This is a genomic window from Streptomyces sp. NPDC018693 (assembly GCF_044391385.1).
Lineage (GTDB): Bacteria > Actinomycetota > Actinomycetes > Streptomycetales > Streptomycetaceae > Streptomyces.
On sequence record NZ_JBIRZZ010000004.1, the window covers coordinates 393,119 to 414,224 of the forward strand.

At 70.2% G+C, this 21,106-nt stretch carries 13 protein-coding genes; 4 read left to right on the plus strand and 9 right to left on the minus strand.

The window, feature by feature from the left end; all coding sequences use genetic code 11:
• The first annotated feature begins 329 nt into the window (after positions 1-329).
• Positions 330-2,051, plus strand: coding sequence for a rhamnogalacturonan lyase B N-terminal domain-containing protein (locus tag ACH5AC_RS13730; protein ID WP_398861940.1), 1,722 nt, complete (start codon positions 330-332; stop codon positions 2,049-2,051).
• Positions 2,052-2,061: 10 nt separating this feature from the next.
• Here ACH5AC_RS13730 and ACH5AC_RS13735 read toward each other — a convergent pair whose 3' ends face one another.
• Positions 2,062-3,471, minus strand: coding sequence for an RICIN domain-containing protein (locus ACH5AC_RS13735; protein WP_398861941.1), 1,410 nt, complete (start codon positions 3,469-3,471; stop codon positions 2,062-2,064).
• A 2-nt stretch (positions 3,472-3,473) separates the two neighbouring features.
• Positions 3,474-4,562 (minus strand): family 43 glycosylhydrolase, encoded by a 1,089-nt coding sequence (locus ACH5AC_RS13740; RefSeq protein ID WP_398861942.1) that lies wholly within the window; start codon positions 4,560-4,562, stop codon positions 3,474-3,476.
• A gap of 226 nt (positions 4,563-4,788) precedes the next feature.
• Here ACH5AC_RS13740 and ACH5AC_RS13745 point away from each other — a divergent pair, with 226 nt between their 5' ends.
• The 3 genes from ACH5AC_RS13745 (at position 4,789) to ACH5AC_RS13755 (ending at position 9,318) form a co-directional block, all read left to right on the plus strand.
• Positions 4,789-6,999, plus strand: coding sequence for an autotransporter (locus tag ACH5AC_RS13745; RefSeq protein WP_398861943.1), 2,211 nt, complete (start codon positions 4,789-4,791; stop codon positions 6,997-6,999).
• A gap of 88 nt (positions 7,000-7,087) precedes the next feature.
• Entirely contained in the window at positions 7,088-8,011 is a 924-nt protein-coding gene (gene mmuM, locus ACH5AC_RS13750) for a homocysteine S-methyltransferase (protein ID WP_398861944.1), read from the plus strand.
• A gap of 239 nt (positions 8,012-8,250) precedes the next feature.
• On the plus strand, positions 8,251-9,318 hold the full coding sequence (locus tag ACH5AC_RS13755; RefSeq protein ID WP_398861945.1) for a LacI family DNA-binding transcriptional regulator: 1,068 nt from the start codon (positions 8,251-8,253) through the stop codon (positions 9,316-9,318).
• 3 nt (positions 9,319-9,321) lie between these two features.
• Here ACH5AC_RS13755 and ACH5AC_RS13760 read toward each other — a convergent pair whose 3' ends face one another.
• The 7 genes from ACH5AC_RS13760 to ACH5AC_RS13790 all read right to left on the minus strand — a co-directional run bounded on the left by ACH5AC_RS13760 (position 9,322) and on the right by ACH5AC_RS13790 (position 20,867).
• A complete protein-coding gene (locus ACH5AC_RS13760) occupies positions 9,322-11,094 on the minus strand; it encodes a carboxylesterase/lipase family protein (RefSeq protein ID WP_398861946.1) in 1,773 nt (590 codons plus the stop codon).
• A gap of 114 nt (positions 11,095-11,208) precedes the next feature.
• Positions 11,209-12,456, minus strand: coding sequence for an alginate lyase family protein (locus tag ACH5AC_RS13765; protein ID WP_398861947.1), 1,248 nt, complete (start codon positions 12,454-12,456; stop codon positions 11,209-11,211).
• A 30-nt stretch (positions 12,457-12,486) separates the two neighbouring features.
• Positions 12,487-15,816 (minus strand): alginate lyase family protein, encoded by a 3,330-nt coding sequence (locus ACH5AC_RS13770; RefSeq protein WP_398861948.1) that lies wholly within the window; start codon positions 15,814-15,816, stop codon positions 12,487-12,489.
• A gap of 17 nt (positions 15,817-15,833) precedes the next feature.
• Positions 15,834-17,615, minus strand: coding sequence for a putative Ig domain-containing protein (locus ACH5AC_RS13775; RefSeq protein WP_398861949.1), 1,782 nt, complete (start codon positions 17,613-17,615; stop codon positions 15,834-15,836).
• 38 nt (positions 17,616-17,653) lie between these two features.
• Positions 17,654-18,526: a carbohydrate ABC transporter permease gene (locus ACH5AC_RS13780; protein ID WP_398861950.1), complete on the minus strand. Its 873-nt coding sequence runs from the start codon at positions 18,524-18,526 to the stop codon at positions 17,654-17,656.
• Positions 18,523-19,521, minus strand: coding sequence for a carbohydrate ABC transporter permease (locus tag ACH5AC_RS13785; protein WP_398861951.1), 999 nt, complete (start codon positions 19,519-19,521; stop codon positions 18,523-18,525). The genes ACH5AC_RS13780 and ACH5AC_RS13785 overlap by 4 nt, the downstream gene beginning before the upstream one ends.
• Complete coding sequence (locus ACH5AC_RS13790; RefSeq protein WP_398861952.1) at positions 19,518-20,867, minus strand: extracellular solute-binding protein; 1,350 nt, start codon at positions 20,865-20,867, stop codon at positions 19,518-19,520. The genes ACH5AC_RS13785 and ACH5AC_RS13790 overlap by 4 nt, the downstream gene beginning before the upstream one ends.
• Positions 20,868-21,106 lie beyond the last annotated feature (239 nt).

Here is a 21,106-nt window from a genome sequence, read left to right on the forward strand (position 1 = left end):
CCTTCTACGGCAAGCGCTTTCTAGCCCTTGGGCGGATTTCACAGGACCCTCAACCTTCCAACAGTGAAAGCCCTTTCGCGAAATCGATTCAACTGTCACTCTGCACTTGCCTGCCCGACGGACCGGGCCGCCGTCGGGTGACGACCACCCGCATGCCACCGGCGCGCGGGAGCCGCCGTGCGCGACCGGGAGGCGACGGAGGGCGCCGACGCCTCGCGGGACCACGCACCGTCGCCCCCCACCCGGACACGGCTCGGGCCCAGGCCCACACTCCGGCGCCCGCAGGCACCGGCACCCGCACCCCCACACCTCCCGTAAGGAGGAACCCCATGTCCGCATCCCCGCACGGACCGTCGTCCCCGACCCCCGACGGATCCCCCTCCCCCGGCGGATCCGTCGCACGCCGTGCCTTCGTGCTCGGCGCCGCCGCCGCAGCCGGCTCCACGGCTCTCGCCGGCCCGCTGGCCCCGACCGCCTCCGCCGCCGCCTTCGGGTGGAGCGACGACGGCACCAACTACGTCATCGACACCGGCGCCCACCTGGTCTTCAAGGTCCGCAAGTCCAACGGCGATCTCAGTTCGCTGGTCTACCGCGGCACGGAGTACCAGGGCTACGGCGGCAGGAACTCGCACATCGAATCCGGCCTGGGCTCCTCGAATGTGACGATCAGCCAGTCCGGCTCGACGATCCTGGTCTCCGTCACCTACGGCACGCTGAGGCACTACTACGCGGCCCGCAGCGGCGAGAACAACATCTACCTGTGGACCAACAAGGCCGACACCTCGGTCTCGGCCACCCGCTTCATCCTGCGCACCCGCCCGGGCCTGTTCCTCAACGACGAGCCGGACTCCTACACCTACGCGCCCACCACCATCGAGGCGTCGGACGTGTTCCGGAAGTCCGACGGCCAGACCCGCTCGAAGCACTTCTCCAGGCTCCGCGTCATGGACTACGCCTACGTCGGCTGGAGCGCGGGCGGCGTCGGCCTGTGGATCGTCCGCAGCAATCACGAGAAGGCGTCCGGCGGCCCCTTCTACCGCTCCCTGCTGCGCCACCAGAGCGCCGACGGCGGCGGCCTGTACGAGATCCTGTACTACGGCCAGAACCAGACCGAGGCCCAGCGGTTCGGCCTGCAGGGCCCGTACGTGATCGCCTTCACGGACGGCGGCGCGCCCTCCTCGTCGCTGTTCCCGGGAACCCTGACCACCCCCTGGGCGGACTCGCTGCCGATCTCCGGATACGTCGGCGCAGGCGGCCGGGGACGGGTGGCGGGCGTCGGGATCGCCGGGCGGAACACGGCGTACCCGTACACGGTGGGCCTCGCCAACTCGGCGGCGCAGTACTGGGGCTCGGCGCGCGCCTCGGACGGCTACTTCTCCCTCTCCGGGGTGCTGCCGGGGACGTACACGTTGACCGTCTACAAGGACGAGTTGGCTGTATACAGTACGCAGGTTTCGGTGTCGGCGGGCGGGACGACCACGCTCAACACCATCACCGTCCCGTCCTCCAACGACCCGAGCAACGCGAGCGCGATCTGGCGGATCGGCGACTGGAACGGCGCCCCGAGCGGCTTCAAGAACGCCGGCCTGATGACGTACGCGCACCCTTCGGACGTCCGGGCGGCCTCCTGGACTGGCAACGTGGTGATCGGCAGCGGCAGCGAGACCTCCGCCTTCCCCTGCTACCTCTGGAAAGACGTCAACAGCGGGATCATCGTCTACTTCCGGCTGACCGCCGCCCAGGCCGCCGCCGCCCACACCCTGCGCATCGGCGTGACCACGGCGTACGCCAACGGCCGCCCGCAGGTCGTCGTCAACGACACCTGGACGTCCGCCATCCCCTCCCCGCCCACCCAGCCGAACACGCGGTCGCTGACCAACGGCTCGTACCGGGGCAACAACCACACGTTCACCTACAGCATCCCGGCGTCCGCCTGGCTCACGGACACCGGTCAGTACAACCGGCTGAAGATCAACGTGGTGAGCGGGTCGGGGACGACGTCCTACCTCAGCGCGGGGACGGCGATCGACGCGATCGACCTCCTCGGCTGACCTGAGGTCATCAGCCGCGCGTCCACTGCTGGTTCGTCCCTCCGTTGCACGTGTACGTGATGATCGCCGCGGAGTTGGCGGTGGACGCGCCGTTCACGTCCAGGCACTCGCCGGTGGCGCGGGAGCGGATGTTCACGTGGTTGCCGGTGGTGGTGACCGACCACTGCTGGCCGGTCGCGGAGGCGTTGCAGCTCTCCTGCGTGACCGTGTCGGCGTTCTCCTGGACGCACAGCGAGCTGTGACGGGCCATCAGCTGGTAGTGGCCGCCGCCGACGGACTTGAACCAGTACCTCTGGTTGCTGCCGCCGTTGCAGTCGTACTGCTTGATCTGGCCGCCCTGCCACTGCGACTGGTTGATGACGTCGGCGCACTTGCCGGAGTGCCGGGCGACGAGCGTGTTGTACGTGGCGCCGGTGCCGCTGACCGACCCGGTGGCCGTGTCGACGGTGATCTCCGGGGACCAGGACATCGACAGGGAGGTCGAGGACGGGAAGGTCAGCGGCAGCCAGACGTAGCGGGAGTCGTTGACGGTCCCGCCGAAGGAGTTCCCCCAGCGGTCGCCCAGGTAGAGATATGAGGTGGTCGAGGATCCCTGCACCGGTAGAACGTATGCGGTCTGCGATCCGTAGGTCGTCGAGTCGCCGACGTTCCTCATCGACGACCAGGGGCCGGCGAGACTCGAGGCCGTGGCGTACTGCTGCTGGTTGGGGCTCCAGCCGGTCGAGCCCGAGGTGAGCATGAAGTAGACCCCGCCCCGCTTGAACAGCGCAGGCGCCTCGCGGTGGCCGCCCGGCCAGGGATTGGCGACCAGGCTCGCGATGCCGGTGTAGTCGGCGGTGAGCCGATAGATGTGCAGGTCGTAGTTCTCGCGGGCGGCGGAGATCATGTAGCCGGCGCCGTCGGTGTCGACGTAGACCGTGATGTCGCGGGACATGTGCTGGCCGAGCGGGCGGAAGCTGCCCTGCCAGGTGTAGGCGCCGTCGACCGTGTCGGAGACGGCGACGGCGGCGCGGGCCTCGCTGTAGTCGGTGCCGTTCTCCTTGTGCATCCACATCACGAACCTGCCGGTGGACGCGTTGTACATGACCTTCGGCCGCTCGATGTTGGCGGTGGCCAGCTCGGGGTGGCTGGACTGGGTCAGGACGTGGTTGCGGAACTCCCAGTTCTTCAGGTCGGTGGAGCGGTAGGCGGACACGTGGCGGAAGGTGTTGTCCGTGTTGCGGTTCTCGCCGAACCAGTAGTAGTAGGAGCCGACCTTGATGACCCCGCCGCCGTGGGCGTGGACCGGGTTGCCCGAGGTGTCGGTGAACCGGGTGCCGGGGGTGATGGTCTGGGGCGCGGCCTGGGCGGGGCCGGCGGTGACCAGGGCGCCGAGCACGGCCAGGCAGCAGGCGAGGACGATCGCGTAGGCACGTCTCATCGTCAGCCTCCCGTCGTCACGGTGTCGGCCACGGGTATACCGAAGTCCGGGGTGCCGTCCGGGTTCCAGCCGAGCTTCTGGATGCGGGTGTGGCGGTTGGGGTCGTTCAGGGGGTCGCCGTTGATCTCCTTGTACTGGCGGGCGTGGTAGACGAGGACATCGGTGCAGCCGTCCTCGGCGACGGTGAAGCAGTTGTGGCCGGGGCCGTACTGCTGGGTGGTGTCGTTGCTGGTGAACACCGGGGTGGGCGACTTGGACCAGTTCGCCGGGTCCATGAGGTCGCCGTCCGCGTCGGCGGTGAGCAGGCCGACGCAGTAGTTGAAGTCGGTGGCGGAGGCCGAGTAGGTGAGGAAGATCCGGCCGTTGCGCTTGAGGACGTACGGGCCCTCGTTGACCTTGAAGCCGATGCACTCCCAGTCGTACTCAGGTGTCGTGAGGCGGACTTGAGGGCCCGTCAAGGTCCAGGGGTTCGCCATCTCGGACAGCCACAGGGCGGTGTTGTTGCTCATGCCGGGTTCGTGCTGCGCCCAGCAGAGGTAGCGGGTGCCGCGGTGGGTGAAGGTGGTGGCGTCCAGGGAGAAGGTCTCCCAGGCGGTCTTGATCTGGCCCTTCTCCACCCAGGTGCCCTTGAAGGGGTTGGGGTGGGAGTTCTCCAGCACCCAGATGCGGATCCGCCAGACGTCCTCGGCGGGGGCGGCGGCGAAGTAGATGTACCACTTGCCGTCGACGCGGTGGATCTCCGGCGCCCAGATGTGCGCGCCCATGTCGCCGGTGGGGTGGGCCCGCCAGATGACGGACTCGGCGGCGGTGGACAGGCCGTTCAGGGTGCGGGAGCGGCGCAGGATGATCCGGTCGTACTCGGGGGCGGTGGCGGTGAAGTAGTAGAAGCCGTCGGTGTGACGGTGGATGTGCGGGTCGGCGCGGTTGGGGACGAGGGGGTTCACGTACGGGGCTGCCTTGTTGTGGTCGGGAGCGGCGCTCGCCACCGTGGGGGTGGCGGCGAGAGCACCCGCGGCCAGGGCGGCGCCCTTCAGTACCACGCGTCGGCTGGGGATGTGGGGGAGGTGGGGCAGGTCGTCCTCGCGGCTCATGGGGGACTGCCTCTCTTGTTCGAGATGTCGAGGTGCTCGGCATGAAGCGTTCGAGATCACGGACAGCATCTGCCATTACGAACGCCGAAAAGGTAAAGGTGCGCCAGGAAGAGGTCAACGGGTCTGACGCGACAAATAGAGAGCGCTTTCCAAGAGCCTGCCCAACGCATCTGCGCCGACGCGCGAATTTCTGTTATCGGTCACCCCCTCGCCCCGTCCCCCTCATGTGCGCAGCCATATCCACAAGACAGCAGCGGCCCTCGGCGCCCTGGCCACGGTCGCCGCCCTCACCGTCACCGCTCCCCCGGCCTGGGCCGCCGGCCCCCGGGACGTCACCGCCGACGTGCTCGCCGGCCGCGACGTGACGCTCGGCGGGGACACGGTCGTCACCGTGCCGCCCGGGACGACCACGTACGACGGGGTGTTCCGCGGCGAGGGCACGCTCACCGTGCGCGGCACCGGAACCCTGGTCCTCACCAAGGACAGCGACTTCACCCTGCCGAAGTCCCGGCAGCGGCAGAGCGTACGGATCCAGGGCGGCAACCACCCGTACGTCACCACGAGCAACCCCGACCCGCCCGCGATCACCGTCGAGCGCGGCGCGACGCTCCAGTACGGCGACGGCGGCACCGCGGGACTGATCGGCCACTTCCCCTACAACACCCCGGCGTTCAAGCTCAACCAGGACAACATCCGCGTCGACGGCACCCTGCGCCTGTCCCTCAGGAGCGCCTACAACCTCGGCACCATCACCGGCTCCGGCCTGATCACCCAGCCGCGCTTCCTGTGGGGCACCTGGGACCTGTCGGGCGCCCACTCCTTCTCGGGCGTCATCGACAACGGCACTCAGGTCAACGCCGGCAGTCCGGAGTTCGCGACCTCACTGCCCAACGTCCGCAAGGTCCTCAACCAGGGAACCTGGACCGTGGACACCCCGCTGGGCCAGACCGTCACCATGGGCATGGACTTCTACCAGCGGGAGTACGGCAGCGACATCAACGTCCAGTCCCGGCCCGGCAGCAAGGTGATCCTCACCGGCCAGTACAGCTGGTCGAACCAGGGCGGCGACACCAACCCCTCGCTCAGTGACCCGTCCCTGAACTGGACTCCCGCCCGCAAGAACGTCAACAAGCGCGGCACCAACATCAAGGGCGCCAACGTCCAGTGGGGCGACGGGACGACCGACAAGATCTTCATGCCCGGCACCGCCGAGACGGTATACATCAACCTCCTTGCCGCCAGGGAGCGTTCGAAGCTGACCTTCGACTACAACGGCCCGGTGACCCTGGGCGCCCCCATCGGCGGGGGTGTCTTCCACGACACGCTGTCCGCGCCGGGCGCCGGGGACGTCGTCATCGCCGGGACGCCCGGGAACGACGTGACCTTCGCGGCCGCGCAGTACTACGACGGTTCCACGACGGTGGAGAAGGGCGCGGTGCTGCGGCTGGGCTCGGACCGCGCCGACGGCTCCCTGCTGATGAGGTCGGAACGGTGCCGGGTGGTGATCGACGGGACGCTGGTGGTGCGCAACCGGTCGACTCCCGTGTCCCTGGCCCGGATCGGCGGTTCGGGATCGCTCGTCCAGTCCGGTGCGGCGACGACGACACTGACCGGCAGCGGGGTGACGTACACCGGCACGACGACGGTCGAGAAGGGCACGCTGGCCCTGCGCGACGGCGCCCGCCTCACCAACAGCCGGTCGATCAGGCTCACTTCGTCGGACGCGCGGCTGGACACCGGCGGCTCGGCGCTGCGGGTGCCGAGCTCGCTCAGCGGGAAGGGCACCGTGCGGGGAGCGGTGACCAACGAGGGCGCGATCCGCGGCGGACTGACGGTGAGCGGTGACTACACGCAGGACCAGAAGGGCCAACTGGTGCTGGGAACCGAGCCGTTGAAGGTGGGCGGCAAGGTGCGGCTGGCTGGTGGGCTCGACCTGTCCGCGGTCGCCCCGGACGCGCAGCAGAACGCCACGCCCGAGATCACCGTCCTCGACCACACGGGCCGTACCGCGACCACCGGCACCTTCGACGGGCTGCCGGAAGGGGCCGAGGTCAAGCTCGCCGAGGCCGTGTACCGGATCAGCTACCGGGGCGGCGACGGCAACGACGTCGTCCTGTCCGCCGTGGCCGAAAGCCCCTCCGCCCTCGCCCACCGGTCGGACTCCTCGGGCCCGGACACGCCGGTCCCGAGCAGCGCGGGTGCGGACGGGGGCGACGGGTTCGGGTGGTGGCCGTACGTGCTGGCGCTCGGGCTGCTCGGCGGCCTGGTGGTGCCGGCGACCCTGCGCACGCGCGGGACCGGCCGACGGCGGGCCGGTCGACGCGCGGCGCGGGGACGGGCCGCCGGCGGGGCCGAGGATCTCGCGGGCCTCGGTGCCCAGGGTGACGGTGTCCGCGGCGACGGTGTCGGACGCGGATCGGTCATCGATCAGGGGTAGCCAGCGGGGGCGTCCCCCATGCGGGTCGACCTGTTCACCTTTCGGACGACGGGGACGGCTCCCCTCCGCCGTCGACTAACGTCATGACATGCACAGCGACACCCCTTCCCGTCCCTCTCTCACCGAGGCGCTCGCCGCCGGGACCGTCGTGCTCGACGGCGGAATGTCCAACCAGCTCGAGTCCGCCGGGCACGACCTGAGCGACGAGCTGTGGTCGGCGCGGCTGCTCGCGGAGCAGCCGGAGGCGATCGTCGAGGCGCATCTGGCGTACTTCCTGGCCGGGGCGAGCGTGGCGATCACCTCCAGCTACCAGGCCACCTTCGAGGGGTTCGCCAAGCGCGGGATCGGGCGGGAGGAGGCCGCAGGACTGCTGCGTCTGAGCGTGGAGCTGGCGCACGAGGCGGCCCGGCAGGCCCGGGCCAAGGGCGTCACGCGCCCGCTGTGGACGGCCGCGTCGGTCGGGCCGTACGGGGCGATGCTCGCGGACGGCTCCGAGTACCGGGGCCGCTACGGGCTCAGCGTCGACGAGCTGGAACGTTTTCACCGGCCCCGGCTGGAGGTGCTGGCCGCCGCCGGGCCGGATGTGCTGGCCCTGGAGACGGTGCCCGACGCGGACGAGGCGCGGGCGCTGCTGCGGACGGTGCGCGGGCTGGGGGTGCCGGCCTGGCTTTCGTATACGGTCGACGGTCGACAGACCCGGGCGGGGCAGTCGCTGGAGGACGCGTTCGGGTTGGCCGCCGACGCGGAGGACGTCATCGCGGTCGGCGTGAACTGCTGCGCGCCCGGTGATGTGGACGCGGCTGTCGAGATCGCCCGGCGGGTCACCGGGAAGCCGGTGGTGATCTACCCCAACAGCGGGGAGGCGTGGGACGCGAAGAGGCGCGCCTGGGTGGGGCGCGCGTCGTTCTCCGCCGAGCAGGTGCGGGGGTGGGAGGAGGCTGGGGCCCGGCTGATCGGGGGGTGTTGCCGGGTGGGGCCTGAGGCGATCGCTTCGATCGCTCGGGACGTCTAGCCGACGCAGGGTGGCCCGGCCTTCCAGTCCGGTCGCCTTACAGTGGCGCATCAGCACCGCGCGGCGAAAAAGCGGGGGCGAGCCGAGTGGTACCAGAGCTGTCCGCTGCATGTGGCGACGGCGGGCCGACCAACAGAAGTCACCTCAGCCCCGCAGATCAGGCACATCGCGACGCCCCCATCGGTGCTAGCCTCCCTGCGGAAACCGGTTGCCGTGGGCCGCCGGGGAGGGGGCCGGGGATGACCAGGAAAAACGGGGACGGCGGGCGTAGCACCATTCGGGATGTGGCGGCTCGGGCGGGGGTGTCGGCGTCGACCGTGTCCCGGGTGCTCGGCGGGGTGTATCCCGTGAGCGCGCAGACGCGGGAGCGGGTGCTGCGGGTCGTTCGGGACCTGGACTACGTGGCCGACGCCCGGGCCAAGGCGGTCGCCGGGGCCGGGACGCCGACGCTCGCCTTCGTGCTGGAGGACATCACGGGGCCGTCGTTCGCGCAGATGGCGCGAGGTGTGGAGCGTGAGGCGACGCGGCTCGGGCATCTGTGCCTGGTGTGCAGCACGGACGGGGACGTGCGGCGTGAGCTGGAGTTCGTGGAGACGATGCGGGCCCAGCGCGCGGCCGCGGTGATCCTGGTCGGGGGCGCCGCCGACACCTCGGAGTACCGCGAGCGCACCCGCCGTATCGCCGACTCGCTGGCGGCGGCCGGGGCACGGCTCGTGCTGTGCGGGCGGCCGCCGCTGGACCCAGGGGCCCCCGTCACGGTGATCGAGTACGACAACGAGAGCGGCGCCCACGCCCTGGTCGCGCACGTCCTCTCGCGGGGCCACCGGCGGGTGCTGTTCCTGGGCGGGAAACCCGACCACACGACGGCGCAGGGCCGTGAGCGCGGGTATGCCGCCGCGCACCGGGACCGCGGTCTGGACATCGACCCGGCGCTGGTCCTGCACGGCGACTTCACCCGCGACTCCGGCCACCGGCTGATGCGGCAGGCGCTGGCGGAGGGGCTGGACTTCACCGCCGTGGTCGCGGCCACCGACATGGTGGCCTCGGGGGCGCTCACCGCTCTGCACGAGGCCGGTCTGGAGGTGCCCGGCGACGTCTCGCTGGCCGGGTACGACGACATTCCGTTCGCCCGCGATCTGCGCCCCGCCCTGACCACCGTCCATGTGCCGTACGAGGAATTGGGCCGTCTGGCGGTGCGTACGGCGCTGGGTCGTGCGCCGGACGCCCGCGGTGAGCACCTGCTGCTGGGGACGCATGTGGTGGTGCGGGAGTCGGTGGCCGGGGTGGGCGGGGGTTCGACGGGCTGACCGTCAGCGGCGCCGAGTGGCGGCCGCGCGGCGCAGCCGGCGGACCGCCGAGCGCAGCTCCGCGGCTCGGGCGGCGGTGCCGCCGTCGGCTGGAGCCGCGTCGGCGTCGGTGGCGGCGGGGTCGGTGGCGGCGGTGGGGATCTCGATCGTCGTCGCGCCTGTGCCGGTCGTGGTCCTGCCGTTCATCGGCCTTCTGATGGTCGTCCTGCCGGTGGGCGTTCCGTCGGCCGCGGCGGTGTCGGCTGTCGACCAGAGACCGAGTTCAGCATCTCGCAGACCGTATGCGGTATACAGTCCACCGTCGCCACCCTCCCGCCGACGAGCGTCCTCATACCGCCTACCGTCGTCCGCATCCCGTCCGCCCTCGTCGAAGACCCGCACCGGATGCCGGGAGTCCCACCCCTCCCACCCGGGATCACCGGTCTGCGCGAACCGCACCCACGCGCCGTGCATCGCGTCCGCCAGTTCCTGCGGTGCGCCGTCGCCGGCGAGCTTCGCGGACTCGGCGATCTCACCCGTGTCGAAGACGAAGCCGAGTTCCAGGGCGTGGCAGGCGCCCAGGCCGGGCAGCCGGGACGGCCAGGCGAACTCGTAGACGTACGAGGTGCCGGGCCGCGCGTCGGCCAGGCGCTGCAGCGGGCGGCGCAGCAGGTGGTCGGTGACCATCTGCCCGACGATCTCGGCGGTACCGGCCTCGGGATGCAGGGCCCGGTAGCCACGCGGCACCTCGTGGCCGCAGTGGCAGCGGGCCATGGCGCCGGCCAGGGCGACCGGGCCGAGCCGGTCGACGCGCTCCAGCAGTCCGCCGGGGACCAGCCAGAGCCGGTACTCGTCGCGGGTCCAGCCCAGCAGCAGCTCGGCGCCGCGCGCCACACCGCCGTCGACCAGCGCCTCCAGTGGGTCGCGCGGCACCAGGTCGCCGTCGACGACGATGCCGAAGGCGGGCCCGCCCAGCACGGGGCTGCTCAGCTTGCCGACCTCGGCCTGGGCGCGCAGCAGCAATTCGCGGTCGACGGCGGCGAACGCCTCGGCGGTGGCGGGCACCTTCAGCCGGGCGGCCATCCGGCGCACCATGCGCCGTACCTTGTCCCGGTCGAACGCCTCCGGTGGGCCGCTCTGCAGCACGGCCCGCCGGAACAGGCCCTGGGCCTGCGGGGCGGCGATCAGGGCGCCGACGCTGATGGCCCCGGCGGACTGTCCGGCCAGGGTCACCCGGTCGGGGTCGCCGCCGAAGGCCGCGATCGACCGGTGGACCCACTCCAGGGCGGCGAGCTGGTCGCGCAGGCCGGGGTTGGCGGGGGCGTCCGGGAAGAGGCCGTAGCCCTCGACGCCCAGCCGGTAGTTGACCGAGACGCACACCACGCCGTCCCGGGCGAAGGCGTGTCCGTCGTAGACCGGAACGGCCGAGGATCCCCTGGTCAGCGCGCCGCCGTGGAGCCACACCAGGACCGGGAGCCGGGCGCCGGGGCCCGGCTCGGGAGTCCACACGTTGAGATTGAGGCAGTCGTCGCCGGGCACGACCGGGTCGGACAGGTACTTCTCGAAGGCTTCGGAGTACGGCGGTTTCGGCGCCGTGGGGCCGAAGGTGCCGGCGTCGCGCACGCCGTCCCAGGGCTCGGGCGGCACGGGCGGGCGGAACCGGCGCGGCCCGAAGGGGGGTGCCGCGTAGGGGATGCCCCTGAAGACCGCGATCCCGCGCTCGTACCTGCCGCGTACCGGCCCGTACGGTGTCCTCACCACAGGGCCCACGGGGTGGTCCGTCCGGTCTGCCGTCATGCGCCCACCAGCCCTTCCGCCGCTTCCGTGCATCGGGTATCACCAGAGCACCACATCCGCGCCGGGTATTCCGGCGCGGATGCGCGGCGGGAGGGCCATTCGGCGTACAGGGGGCTACTTGGCGTACATCAGGGTGCCGAAGCCCAGCTGGTCGAAGCCTCCGCTGGTGGAGCCGTAGTCACCCCCTCCGCCCTCGGGGGCGAGCGAGAAGCACATCTGGGCGATGTGGCGGTCGTCGAGGTAGAGGCGCCGGTTGTAGTGGTAGTGGAGCATCGCCCAGACCGGGCGGGCCTGGCCGCGCGCGACGTCGGAGATCACCGTGTGCTCGCGGTAGGCGCAGTTCTGCCCGGTGCCCCACCCGTAGGTGGTGAACGGCACGGAGTTGCCCAGGTTGTACTTGGCGACGTACTGGGCGGCCTTCATGAACCGCCTGTTGTCGTACGAGTACAGATCGTCGCCCTGGTTCCAGGCCATCTCGCAGAGCGCGCCCATCTGGCCCATGCCCATGACGGTGTGGCCCTGGTCGCGGCCGGACTCCTGCCACTGGCCGAGGTCGTAGCCGTCGACGTTCGAATACAGGAACGGCACCGCGTTGCGGATCGAGCCGTTGCCCGCGCCGGACTTGAAGTAGGTGACGGCCTGGTCGTACTTGGCGCCGTCGTCGTTGAGGATCCCGATGGCCATGATCGAGGCCATGTTGCACAGGTCCCAGTTGGCCCAGTAGTTGGTGATGCAGGCGTCGTTGTGGCCGGTGAGGAACTGGTTGTTGAGGGGGTAGAAGACCCGGACCATCATCTCCTGGGCCGCGGCGAGGTCGAATCCGCTGTAGTCGCGCATGAGTTCGCAGGCGTTGGCGAACTGCCAGCCGTAGATGCCGGCCGCGAGGAACCGGTCCGCGTTGCCGGTGACCGTCCTCAGTGTCCTCGACCAGGCGTTGAGGATGGTGGCCGCGCACCTGGCGTTGGGCTCGGTGCCGGCGATGTGCCAGCGCAGGGCGTTCTGGTAGGCGGCGGCGATGTCGTTGTAGAGCTGGGGGTAGTTCTGGCCGTCGCCACCGCGGATGATCGTGTCCGTGGCACGGTGCGTCCAGGTGGACTGGGAGTGGGAGTTGGCCGTCAGCCGGTTCCAGCCGGACAGCCAGGGGTCGTCGCCCGCGGCGACCCTGACCCTGGCACGGTTGATGTCACCCCAGTTGTGCAGCATGCCGGGGTGGGTGAAGGTCGCGGGGGCCGCGCCCGCCGGGGTGGCGGCGGAAGCGGCGCCCAGGGCGACGGCGGCGGTGAGCCCGCCCGCGCTCCTCAGCAGACCGCGGCGGCTCAACTCTGGTGTATGGAAATGCCGGTGGGGGGATGTGCGGCTCATTGCTGATGCATCTCCAATCCCTGTGGGGATCTAGTGGGGAGTGATGCTCACCTCGTCGAATTCGGAGGTGCAGCGGGCCAGGGGGTTGCGGGAGCAGACCACGAGGCCCACGTAGTAGGGGGCGTCACCGAAGTCCGGGATCTCGCCGGAGGCGAGGGTGGTCCAGGTGGCGCCGTCATCGGTGGAGACGGATGCGGTGAAGGCGGTCCCGGTGCGCTTCAGCCGCAGCAGTGAGGGGAGTTTGACCGTGCCGTTGCCGGTGAAGGCCGACCGTCCGGCGACCTTGTTCCGGAGCATGAGCTGGGCGGTGCTGCCGCCGCTGACGATCGTCCCGGCGGCCTGGTCGAACGGGGAGAGCGACTTGGCCATCAGCAGGCCCACCCGGTCGGCCGTGGCCCCGGTGCGGGAGACCAGCCGGGCGGTGACCTGGCAGTCGCCGGTCACCGGGCGTCGGACGAACTGACCGGTCATGCCCTGGTTGTTGACGGTCAGGTCGGTGCCGGCGCCGCGCACCACGAAGGTCCCGTCCTCGTAGGCGGTGCTGCCGGGGGTGGCGACGTAGGCGACGCCGTAGGTGCCGAGCGTGCGTTCGTCGAGCACGACGTCGCCGAGGTCGCCGTACGACCAGGGGGCGGGCGGCGGGGTGCCGACGGTGAGGGTGAGGGTGGAGGTGGTGCTGCCCGCCGCGTTGGCGGCGGTGGTAGTGACGGTGAAGTCCCCTGTCTTGTTGGGGGTTCCGGATATCAGGCCGGTGCGTGGGTCCAGGCGCAGCCCGTCGGGCAGGCCGCGGGTGGTGAACCGGGTGGGGTGGTGGGAGGCGGTGAGGAGATGGGCGAACTCGACGCCACGGCCCGCGAACGCGGTGTCGGAGGAGGTGAACTCCGGCTTCGCGGGGGTCGGCATCACCGCGTGGACGGGCGCCGAACGGGGGCCACGTCCACCGGTGTTGGTCTTCACGACGCTGTAGTGGTACGTCGTGCCGGGTGTGCCGGTGGGGTCCGTGTACCGCAGCCGGGTGCCGAAGCCGACCGGGGCGATACCGCCGGCGAGCGTCACATACGGGCCGGCCGGGTCGGTGGCCCGCAGCACGGTGTAGGTGCCGGAGAGGTCCGGGTCGGCCCAGCTGAGCTCGACGGCGTCGGAGCCGGTGACGGCCCGCAGGCCGGTGGCGGTGCGCGCGGGACGCGGGGTGCACCAGACCTGGCCGGTGGAGGAGCGCACGCTGACGTTGTCGAAGGCACCGGTGCCGGTCTCGGCGTAGTCCTCGTCGACGCCGAGGCAGGAGGTGAGGACCAGGCCCGCGTAGGTCGCGCGGCCCAACTCGACGTCGCTGGAGCCGACTTCGGTCCAGCGGATGCCGTCCGGGGAGATGGAGCCGGTGCAGCGCCGGCCCTTGCGTTCCACCCGCACCCAGTAGGGCGCCCGCAGCCGGTAGCCGTCGCCCGCGCCCTCGACGTACGGGGCCTGGAGGGGCGTCGCCGATTCGGGCAGCTCGCCGAGGTCGGAGATCGGGAACGACGCGCTGCTGGTGATCGCCTGCTGCTGGGCGGGCGGTACGGGGGTGCTGCCGGTGCCGGTGACGGCGGCCCCGGAGGACGGGCGGACGCTCCACACTCCGCTCCAGGTGTGCAGCGGCAGCCCCTGGATCAGCATGGCGGCGTGCGCGGCGTCCGGGTCGAGGGAGTCGCGGACGGTGACGCCGATCTTGGAGTACTGGGAGCTGAGCGGCCACACGATGCGCGCGGTGACGACGCCGTCGCCGTACAGCGGCAGGTGCGCCAGCCGGTAGGTGTGCGCGGTGCCGCTCGCCTCCAGCAGGAAGCGCTCGCCGTCGAAGGCGGCGGAGCCGGGGATCCTCACGTCGCCGAGGTCCTGGGTCGACCAGGGCTCGGGGAGGCCGGCGGTCGCGGCCGTCCAGGGAGAACTCCCGCTGGTGCCGCTCGAGTTGGTGGCGGTGACCGTGTAGTGGTAGGTGCGGCCGGGGCGGACGTCGTGGTCGGTGTACCTCGGGGCCTCGACGCCGGACGCGATGCGCTCGTACTCGCCGTCGGGGTTGGTGGCACGGTGGATGGTGTATGCGGTCGCCCAGGCGGACGGCAGCCAGGACACGGTGACGGACCGGTCGTCGCCGACGGAGGTGATGCCGGCGGGGGCCGTCGGCGCGGCGGGCGCGGCGGGGGCCGTACCGGCGTAGGTGAGGGTGCCGAAGCCCGGGTGGTCCTCCTGGTAGCCCTCCACGACGCGTGCTCCGTCCGTGCCCCGGAAGACGACCTTCTCGGTGTAGGGGGCGGGCTTGCCGAGGCGGCCCGCGTAGTGGGCGTAGGTCATCTCCCACAGCGGGCGGTACACACCACGCTGTCGATCGGATACGGACGACTTTATGTACTTGCCGGTGCGGTCGAGGTCGGCGGTGAACGGTACGGAGTCGTCACCCAGGTTGTAGCGGGCGAAGTACTCGAAGTTGGCGAGGATCCGGTCGTCGGCGAAGCCGTACAGGTCCACGCCCTGCTGCCAGGCGACCTCGGCGGCGTCCGCGAGCAGGCCGAGGGCGAGCTGCTCGTGGGCCTGGTCGCGGCCGGACTCCTGGCCCTGCCCGGCGGCGGTGACGATGCGGTGCAGGACCGAGCCGTTTCCGGACCCGGCGGCCGCGAAGCGCAGCGCGTCCTCGAACATCACACGGTTGTCGCAGAAGACGGCGATGGCGAGGATGGTGCGCAGGGCGGCGAGGTCCCAGTTGCCGTTGGCGTAGAGGCAGTAGCCGGACAGGGCCGGGTACCAGACGTCGGTGAAGGAGCGCTCGCAGCGGCGGACCGACTCCTCGGACCAGCCGTCGTAGCCGGTGTGCCGGAGGATCTCGGCGGCGTTGACCAGTTTGAATCCCTGGATTCCGGCGCCGAGTTGGCCGTCGGCGCCGGTGATCCCGGTCAGCGAGGCGGCCCAGACGTCGAGGATGTCGCGGGCCTTGTCGGCGTGGCGTACGTCGCCGGTGATCGCCCACATGAGGGCGTTGTGGTAGGCGGCGGCCGCGTCGGTGGCGGCCTGGCTGGTCCAGTTGGTGGGGCCGCGGCCCCAGGTGGTGATCTGGCCGGTGTTGCGGATGGCGTAGGTGTGCTGGGAGCGGGCATCGCGGGCCAGGGCGGCGAATCCGGCGGCGATGGGGTCGCGGCCGTCCGCCACGCCGGACTTCATACGGTCCAGGTCGGCGCGGGAGTGGAGGAGGCCGGGGTGGGCGAAGGCGGGAGCGCTGTCGGCGCTCTGGGCCCACGCGGGCGTGGCGGCGAGGGCGGACAGCAGTCCGCTCCCGGCCACGCCCGCGAGTCCCGCCGCGCCGAGGAAGGTCCGTCGGCTGAGGGCGTGCATCTGAGGTGACTCCTGGCTTACGGGTGGCGCACGGTGATCGAGAGGGACTTGGTCGCGGTGCCCAGGCCGTTGGTGGCCGAGACGGTGACCTGGTAGGTGCCCGGCACCTGCGGGGTTCCGGAGATCAGACCCGTCGCCTTGTCGACGGTGAGGCCGGCGGGCAGGCCCTCGGCGTCGTACGAGGTGGGCAACTGGGTGGCGGTGACGAGGTGGTTGAAGATCTGGCGGGCGGTGGCGGTGGCCTCGCCGGCGCTGGTGATCTCGGGGGCCTCGGCGCCGGCCTCGGTGGCGGAGTCCAGGAAACGGAGGTTCTGCACATGCTCGTTGGCGAACATCGGCACCATGTCGGTCATCAGGTACCAGCCCGGCTTGCGCATCCTCTGGTGGACGACGGTGCCGTTGATCGCCAGGTTCTGGAAGGTGACGTTCTTGACGGCGCGGTCCGCGTCGTAGCCCACCATGATCGGCATAATCTCGTTCTTGCCGTTGTAGGTGAGGTTGCGGACGTAGATGTCCTCGATGCCGCGGCCGGGCGAGGCGTTGTAGCGGTTGGCCATGACGCGCATGTTGAACAGCTGGCCCCAGGTGAAGTCCTCGACCCGGACGTCCTGGATGCGCACGCCCCGGATCAGGTTGCTGTCGCCGGGGTTGAGGGCGAAGCAGCCCTGGTAGAGGACCTGCGGCTCACGGTGCTGAAGGACGTCGATGTTGCTGAAGACGATGTTCTCGATGGTCTCGGGGCTCTCCGGGTTGCCGTGGGTGCCCATGTTGACCGGGTGGGCGACGTCGGCCCACAGGGTGGAGTCACGAACGGTGACGTTGCGACAGTCGCCGTAGTAGTCCCAGCGGTGGGCGTAGATCGCGATGCAGTCGTCGCTGTTGCGCATCCACACGCCCTCGATGAGGACGTCCTCGCTGCTGAACACGTCGATGCCGTCGCCCCACTGGCCGGAGCTGTAGGAGTGCAGGTTGCGGACGGTGACCTGCTGGGACTGGCCGATGGTGCAGGAGTAGCCGGTCTTCGGGTTGAGGACGAGGATGCCGTCGATCTCGATGTTCTTGGAGAACTTGACCAGGGTGGCGGCGTCGGAGTTCCAGATGATGCCCCGGCCGAGCAGCCGGGAGTTCTCCACGTTGACGAACTCCACCCGGGCGTTGAGCACCGCTCCGCCGGCCAGGTACACCGTCTTGCCGCTGGGCACCTGCACCACACCGCCCGAGGGCTTGTGCAGGCCCGGGCCGAAGTAGATGACGTCGGGGTCGTCCGCCTCGGGACGGGTCTTCTCGATGGGGTTGGCGTGCAGTTGGAGGTTGTCGTAGATGTCGCCGTCGATCTCGATGGAGAGGTTGCGCGGCTCGGAGAGGCTGAAGGTGAGGGTGTCGCCGCTGACCTCGTGCTGGATGTCGTACGACAGCGGGCGGATCCGGGCGGAGGGGATGGTGCCCTTGGACCAGGTGACCTGCACCTCCACGCTGCCGGTGAAGTCGAGGTTGGCGACCGAGGTGGGGCGGACGACGCCGCCGCCGGTCGCCTCGTTGATGGTCTTGGTGGTGGCGCGCAGCACCGGCACCGGCTTCCACTGGCCGCCGGGGGTACGGGCCTTGACGAGGTAGGTGGTGTTGATGGGCAGGGCGCCCGGCACGGGGTGGATGACCAGCCGGTCGGCGGCCTCCGGTCTGTCGTCGGCGGCCGAGGCCGTCCCGGCGGCCGTGCCGATCAGGGTGTAGGCGGCAGCGGCGGCACCCGCGGCCTGGATGACGGTGCGCCGGGACATGCCGGTGCTCTGGGTGTCGTTCATGGAGAAATTCCTTAGCGGGAAGGGGATTTGACTAATGGTCACTTGAGACCGGTGGTGGACATCCCGGCGACGAAACCGCGCTGGGCGACGAGGAAGATCAGCAGGATCGGGACGACGTACATCACGGAACCGGCGGCGAGCAGGTTGTTCACGGGCAGGCCGCCCGGGGTGACGTAGGAGGTCATGATGGCGACGGAGAGCGTGGTGCGGTCGCTGGACAGCAGCAGCATCGGGGCGATGAAGTCGCCCCAGCTCCAGGTGAAGGCGATCACGAAGCTCGCGGCGAGGACCGGCCAGGACTGCGGCAGGAAGATCCGCCAGAAGATCCCGGTGTAGCCGCAGCCGTCGACGATCGCGGCCTCCTCCAGCTCCCGGGGCATCCCGGCGAAGAACTGCCGGAAGAGGAAGACCAGATAGGGCGCGCCCGCCAGACCCCACAGCACCCAGGGCCAGTAGGTGTCGACCATGCCGAGCTTGGCGAAGATGAGGTACGTCGGGAAGAGCGTGATCATCTGCGGCAGCATCATGGAGCCGAGCAACACCCCGAACAGAGCTTTCTTGCCAGGGGCGTTGAGCCGGGCGAAGCCGAAGCCGACCCAGGCGGAGCTGAGGGTGACGAGGGTGGCGTAGAGCAGAGAGATGATGAGGGAGTTGCGGGCGTGGCCGAGGAAGTCGATCTGGGTGAAGGCGTCGGCGAAGTTGTGCCACTGGGCCGTGTCGGGCAGCCAGTGCACCGGGGACGCGGCGAGTTCCGGGGTGGTCTTCAGGCCCGTGATGACGAGCCAGCCGAAGGGGCCGAGCATCAGGCCGGTGACGGTGACCAGGACGGTGTAGAGGACGAGGCGGGAGGTGCGCACCCGCACCCGGGCTCCGGAGTCGGGGGACTTGGGGGACGCGGTCGTGGCGGTCACTTCTTCGCCTCCGGGTCGACGTTGTAGAACACCACACCGGACGTGAACTTGAAGATCAGGCCGGTCACGATGAGGATCAGGACGAAGAGCACCCACAGGAGCGCGGAGGCGTAGCCGTAGCGGCCGAGCGCGAAGTACTCGGCGAACACATGCATCATGTACATGTAGTTGGTCTGCGGGATCGCGGTGACGCCGGCGGGGGTGGGGTTGGGTGCGATCAGCAGCGGCAGGATCGTCTGCACCGAGGCGATCATCCCGGTCACTGCCTGGAAGAGCAGGACCGGCGAGAGCAGCGGCACGGTGATGCTGCGGAAGGTCCGCCAGGCGCTCGCACCGTCGATCCGGGCCGCCTCATGGAGCTCGCGGGGCACGTCCTGGAGCCCGGCCAGGGAGATGATCATGACGTTGCCGGCGCCCCACAGCACCGCCATGAGGATCACATAGCGGGCGTACGGGTCGTCCAGCCAGGCGACGGCGTCGATGCCGAAGATGTTCAGCACGCCGTTGGTGGCACCCGAGTCGCGGTTGAAGAGCTGCTTGAAGATGAGGCCCGCGCCCACCGGCGGTACCACGGCCGGCAGATAGAGCAGGGTGCGCCACAGGCCGCGCGCCTTGAGCGGGCGGTTGACCAGGACCGCCAACGCGAGCCCCGCGATGATCGACAGCGGTACCGAGGTGAGGGCGAACACGCCCGCACGGCTCAGCGAGTCCCATGTCACCGGGTCGGACAGCAGCTCACGGTAGTTGTCGAACCCGACGAAGCTCCAGTTGGGGGAGATGCCGTCGAACGTGGTGAAGCTCAGCCACAGCGCGTACGCCATCGGCCCGACGGTCAGCAGCAGGAAGCCGACGATCCAGGGCGAGGTGAACAGATAGAACGCCCGTTGCCGGCGGGCCGTCATGGAGGTCCGGGGCAGGTCGCCGGAGCGGGCGGCACCGGTGGGAGCGGCGGATCGGGGCCGCTCCACGACTTCCGGGATCTGACCGACTGTCATCCCACCTGCTCCTTACCGCGCTTCAGCTGCTCATTGACCGACGAGTTGAGGCGTCCCGCGAGGGCGTCGACGGAGATCCGGCCCTTCATCGCGGCCGGCATGGCCTGGTTGAGGAGGGCTTCGAGCGCGTCCCACTTGACGTAGGGGGTGAACGGGGTCACCGAGAAGTGCTTCAACTCGGCCTCCTGCACCCTGAGGACGCGTTGTTGGTAGTCCTCCTTCTGCGGCATCAGCGGACGCAGCGACTTCAGGGGCGGGATTCCCCAGCCGCCCCCCGCCCGGGCCTTGGCCGGCCCCTCGCCGAAGAACCACTCGAAGACCCGCCAGGCGGCGTCCTTGTTCCGCGCCTTCTTCGGCATCCACATGCCCGTGCCGGCCTGGCAGGAGCTGAGCCGCGGGCCGCCCTCGAAGACGGGGGCGGGGGCGAGGCGGGACACCTCCGCGATCTTCGGCTCCGCGTTGATCATGCCGCCCAGCCAGTAGCCGCTGCCCGACATGGCCATCCGGTTCGCCATGTAGGTGGGGCCGTCCCAGGCATCGGGGTTGGGCTGGATGAGGCTCGGCCCGACCTTGGCCTTGGCGTAGTCGAGGTACCAGGTCAGGGCCCTGCGGGCCTCGGGGGTCGTGAAGTCGACCCGGCTGAAGTCCGCGGAGAAGAGGCTTCCGCCGGCGGCGGCGATCAGGTTCGTCAGGAGGATGACGATGTTCACGCCGTTGTAGCTGCCGCCGTAGACGGTGGTCTGGCCGTTCTTGCGCTGGACCAGCCGCTTGGCGTTCTCCAGCCACTCCTCGTAGGTGATCGGCTCGGTCTCGGAGGGGTGGTCCACGCCCGCCTTGTCGAAGTGCGAGGTGTTGTACCAGTACATGGAGTCCTGGGAGAAGTCCTTCACCATGCCGTAGCGAGGGCCCTTGCCCTGGGTCTTCCCGTCGAACCGCCACAGGTCGTTGGCCGGCTCCAGGTCCTCGGGCCTGAGGACGGTGGACTTGGCGAAGTACGGGTCCAGGTTCTCGGCCACGCCGCGGGCGACCAAGTACGGCGTGTCCAGGGCGCCGATACCGCGAACCAGGTCCGGCGGGTTGCCGTTGGTGAGCATCGCGATCAGCCGGGTGATGTCGTCCTGCACCACGGTGATCCTGATGCCGAGTTCCTTCTGGGCCTGCTGGATCAGCTCCGGGGAGACGTCGTCGAGCTTGACCATCATCGTGACGCTCTCGCCACCGCCGGACGCGGCACCGGCGACCTGCAGGGCGCAACCGCTCAGCGCCGCCGCGCCGGCCGCGGCGCCGCCCGCCGACAGGGCGAGGAACCGGCGGCGGCTCGGGTGAGCACCGGCCTGGGTGTGCATGAACTACCCACTCTCTTCACTGAGGTGACGGGCGCACGTAGGCCACAGGGATGACGGATGCGTTACGTGCGCATTTTCAGCAACCGGTTTCTACAGGCGGTGCTGGGAGCTTCATCCCGTAAGCACCGCACGTCAAGAGGCACGACGAACTTTCGAAAACTGCGATGCCCCTGGGCGGGGGGTGCACGAGCGCCTACGCTCCCGGTGATCACAGCAACCGGTTTCCGCAGAGTTGCCGC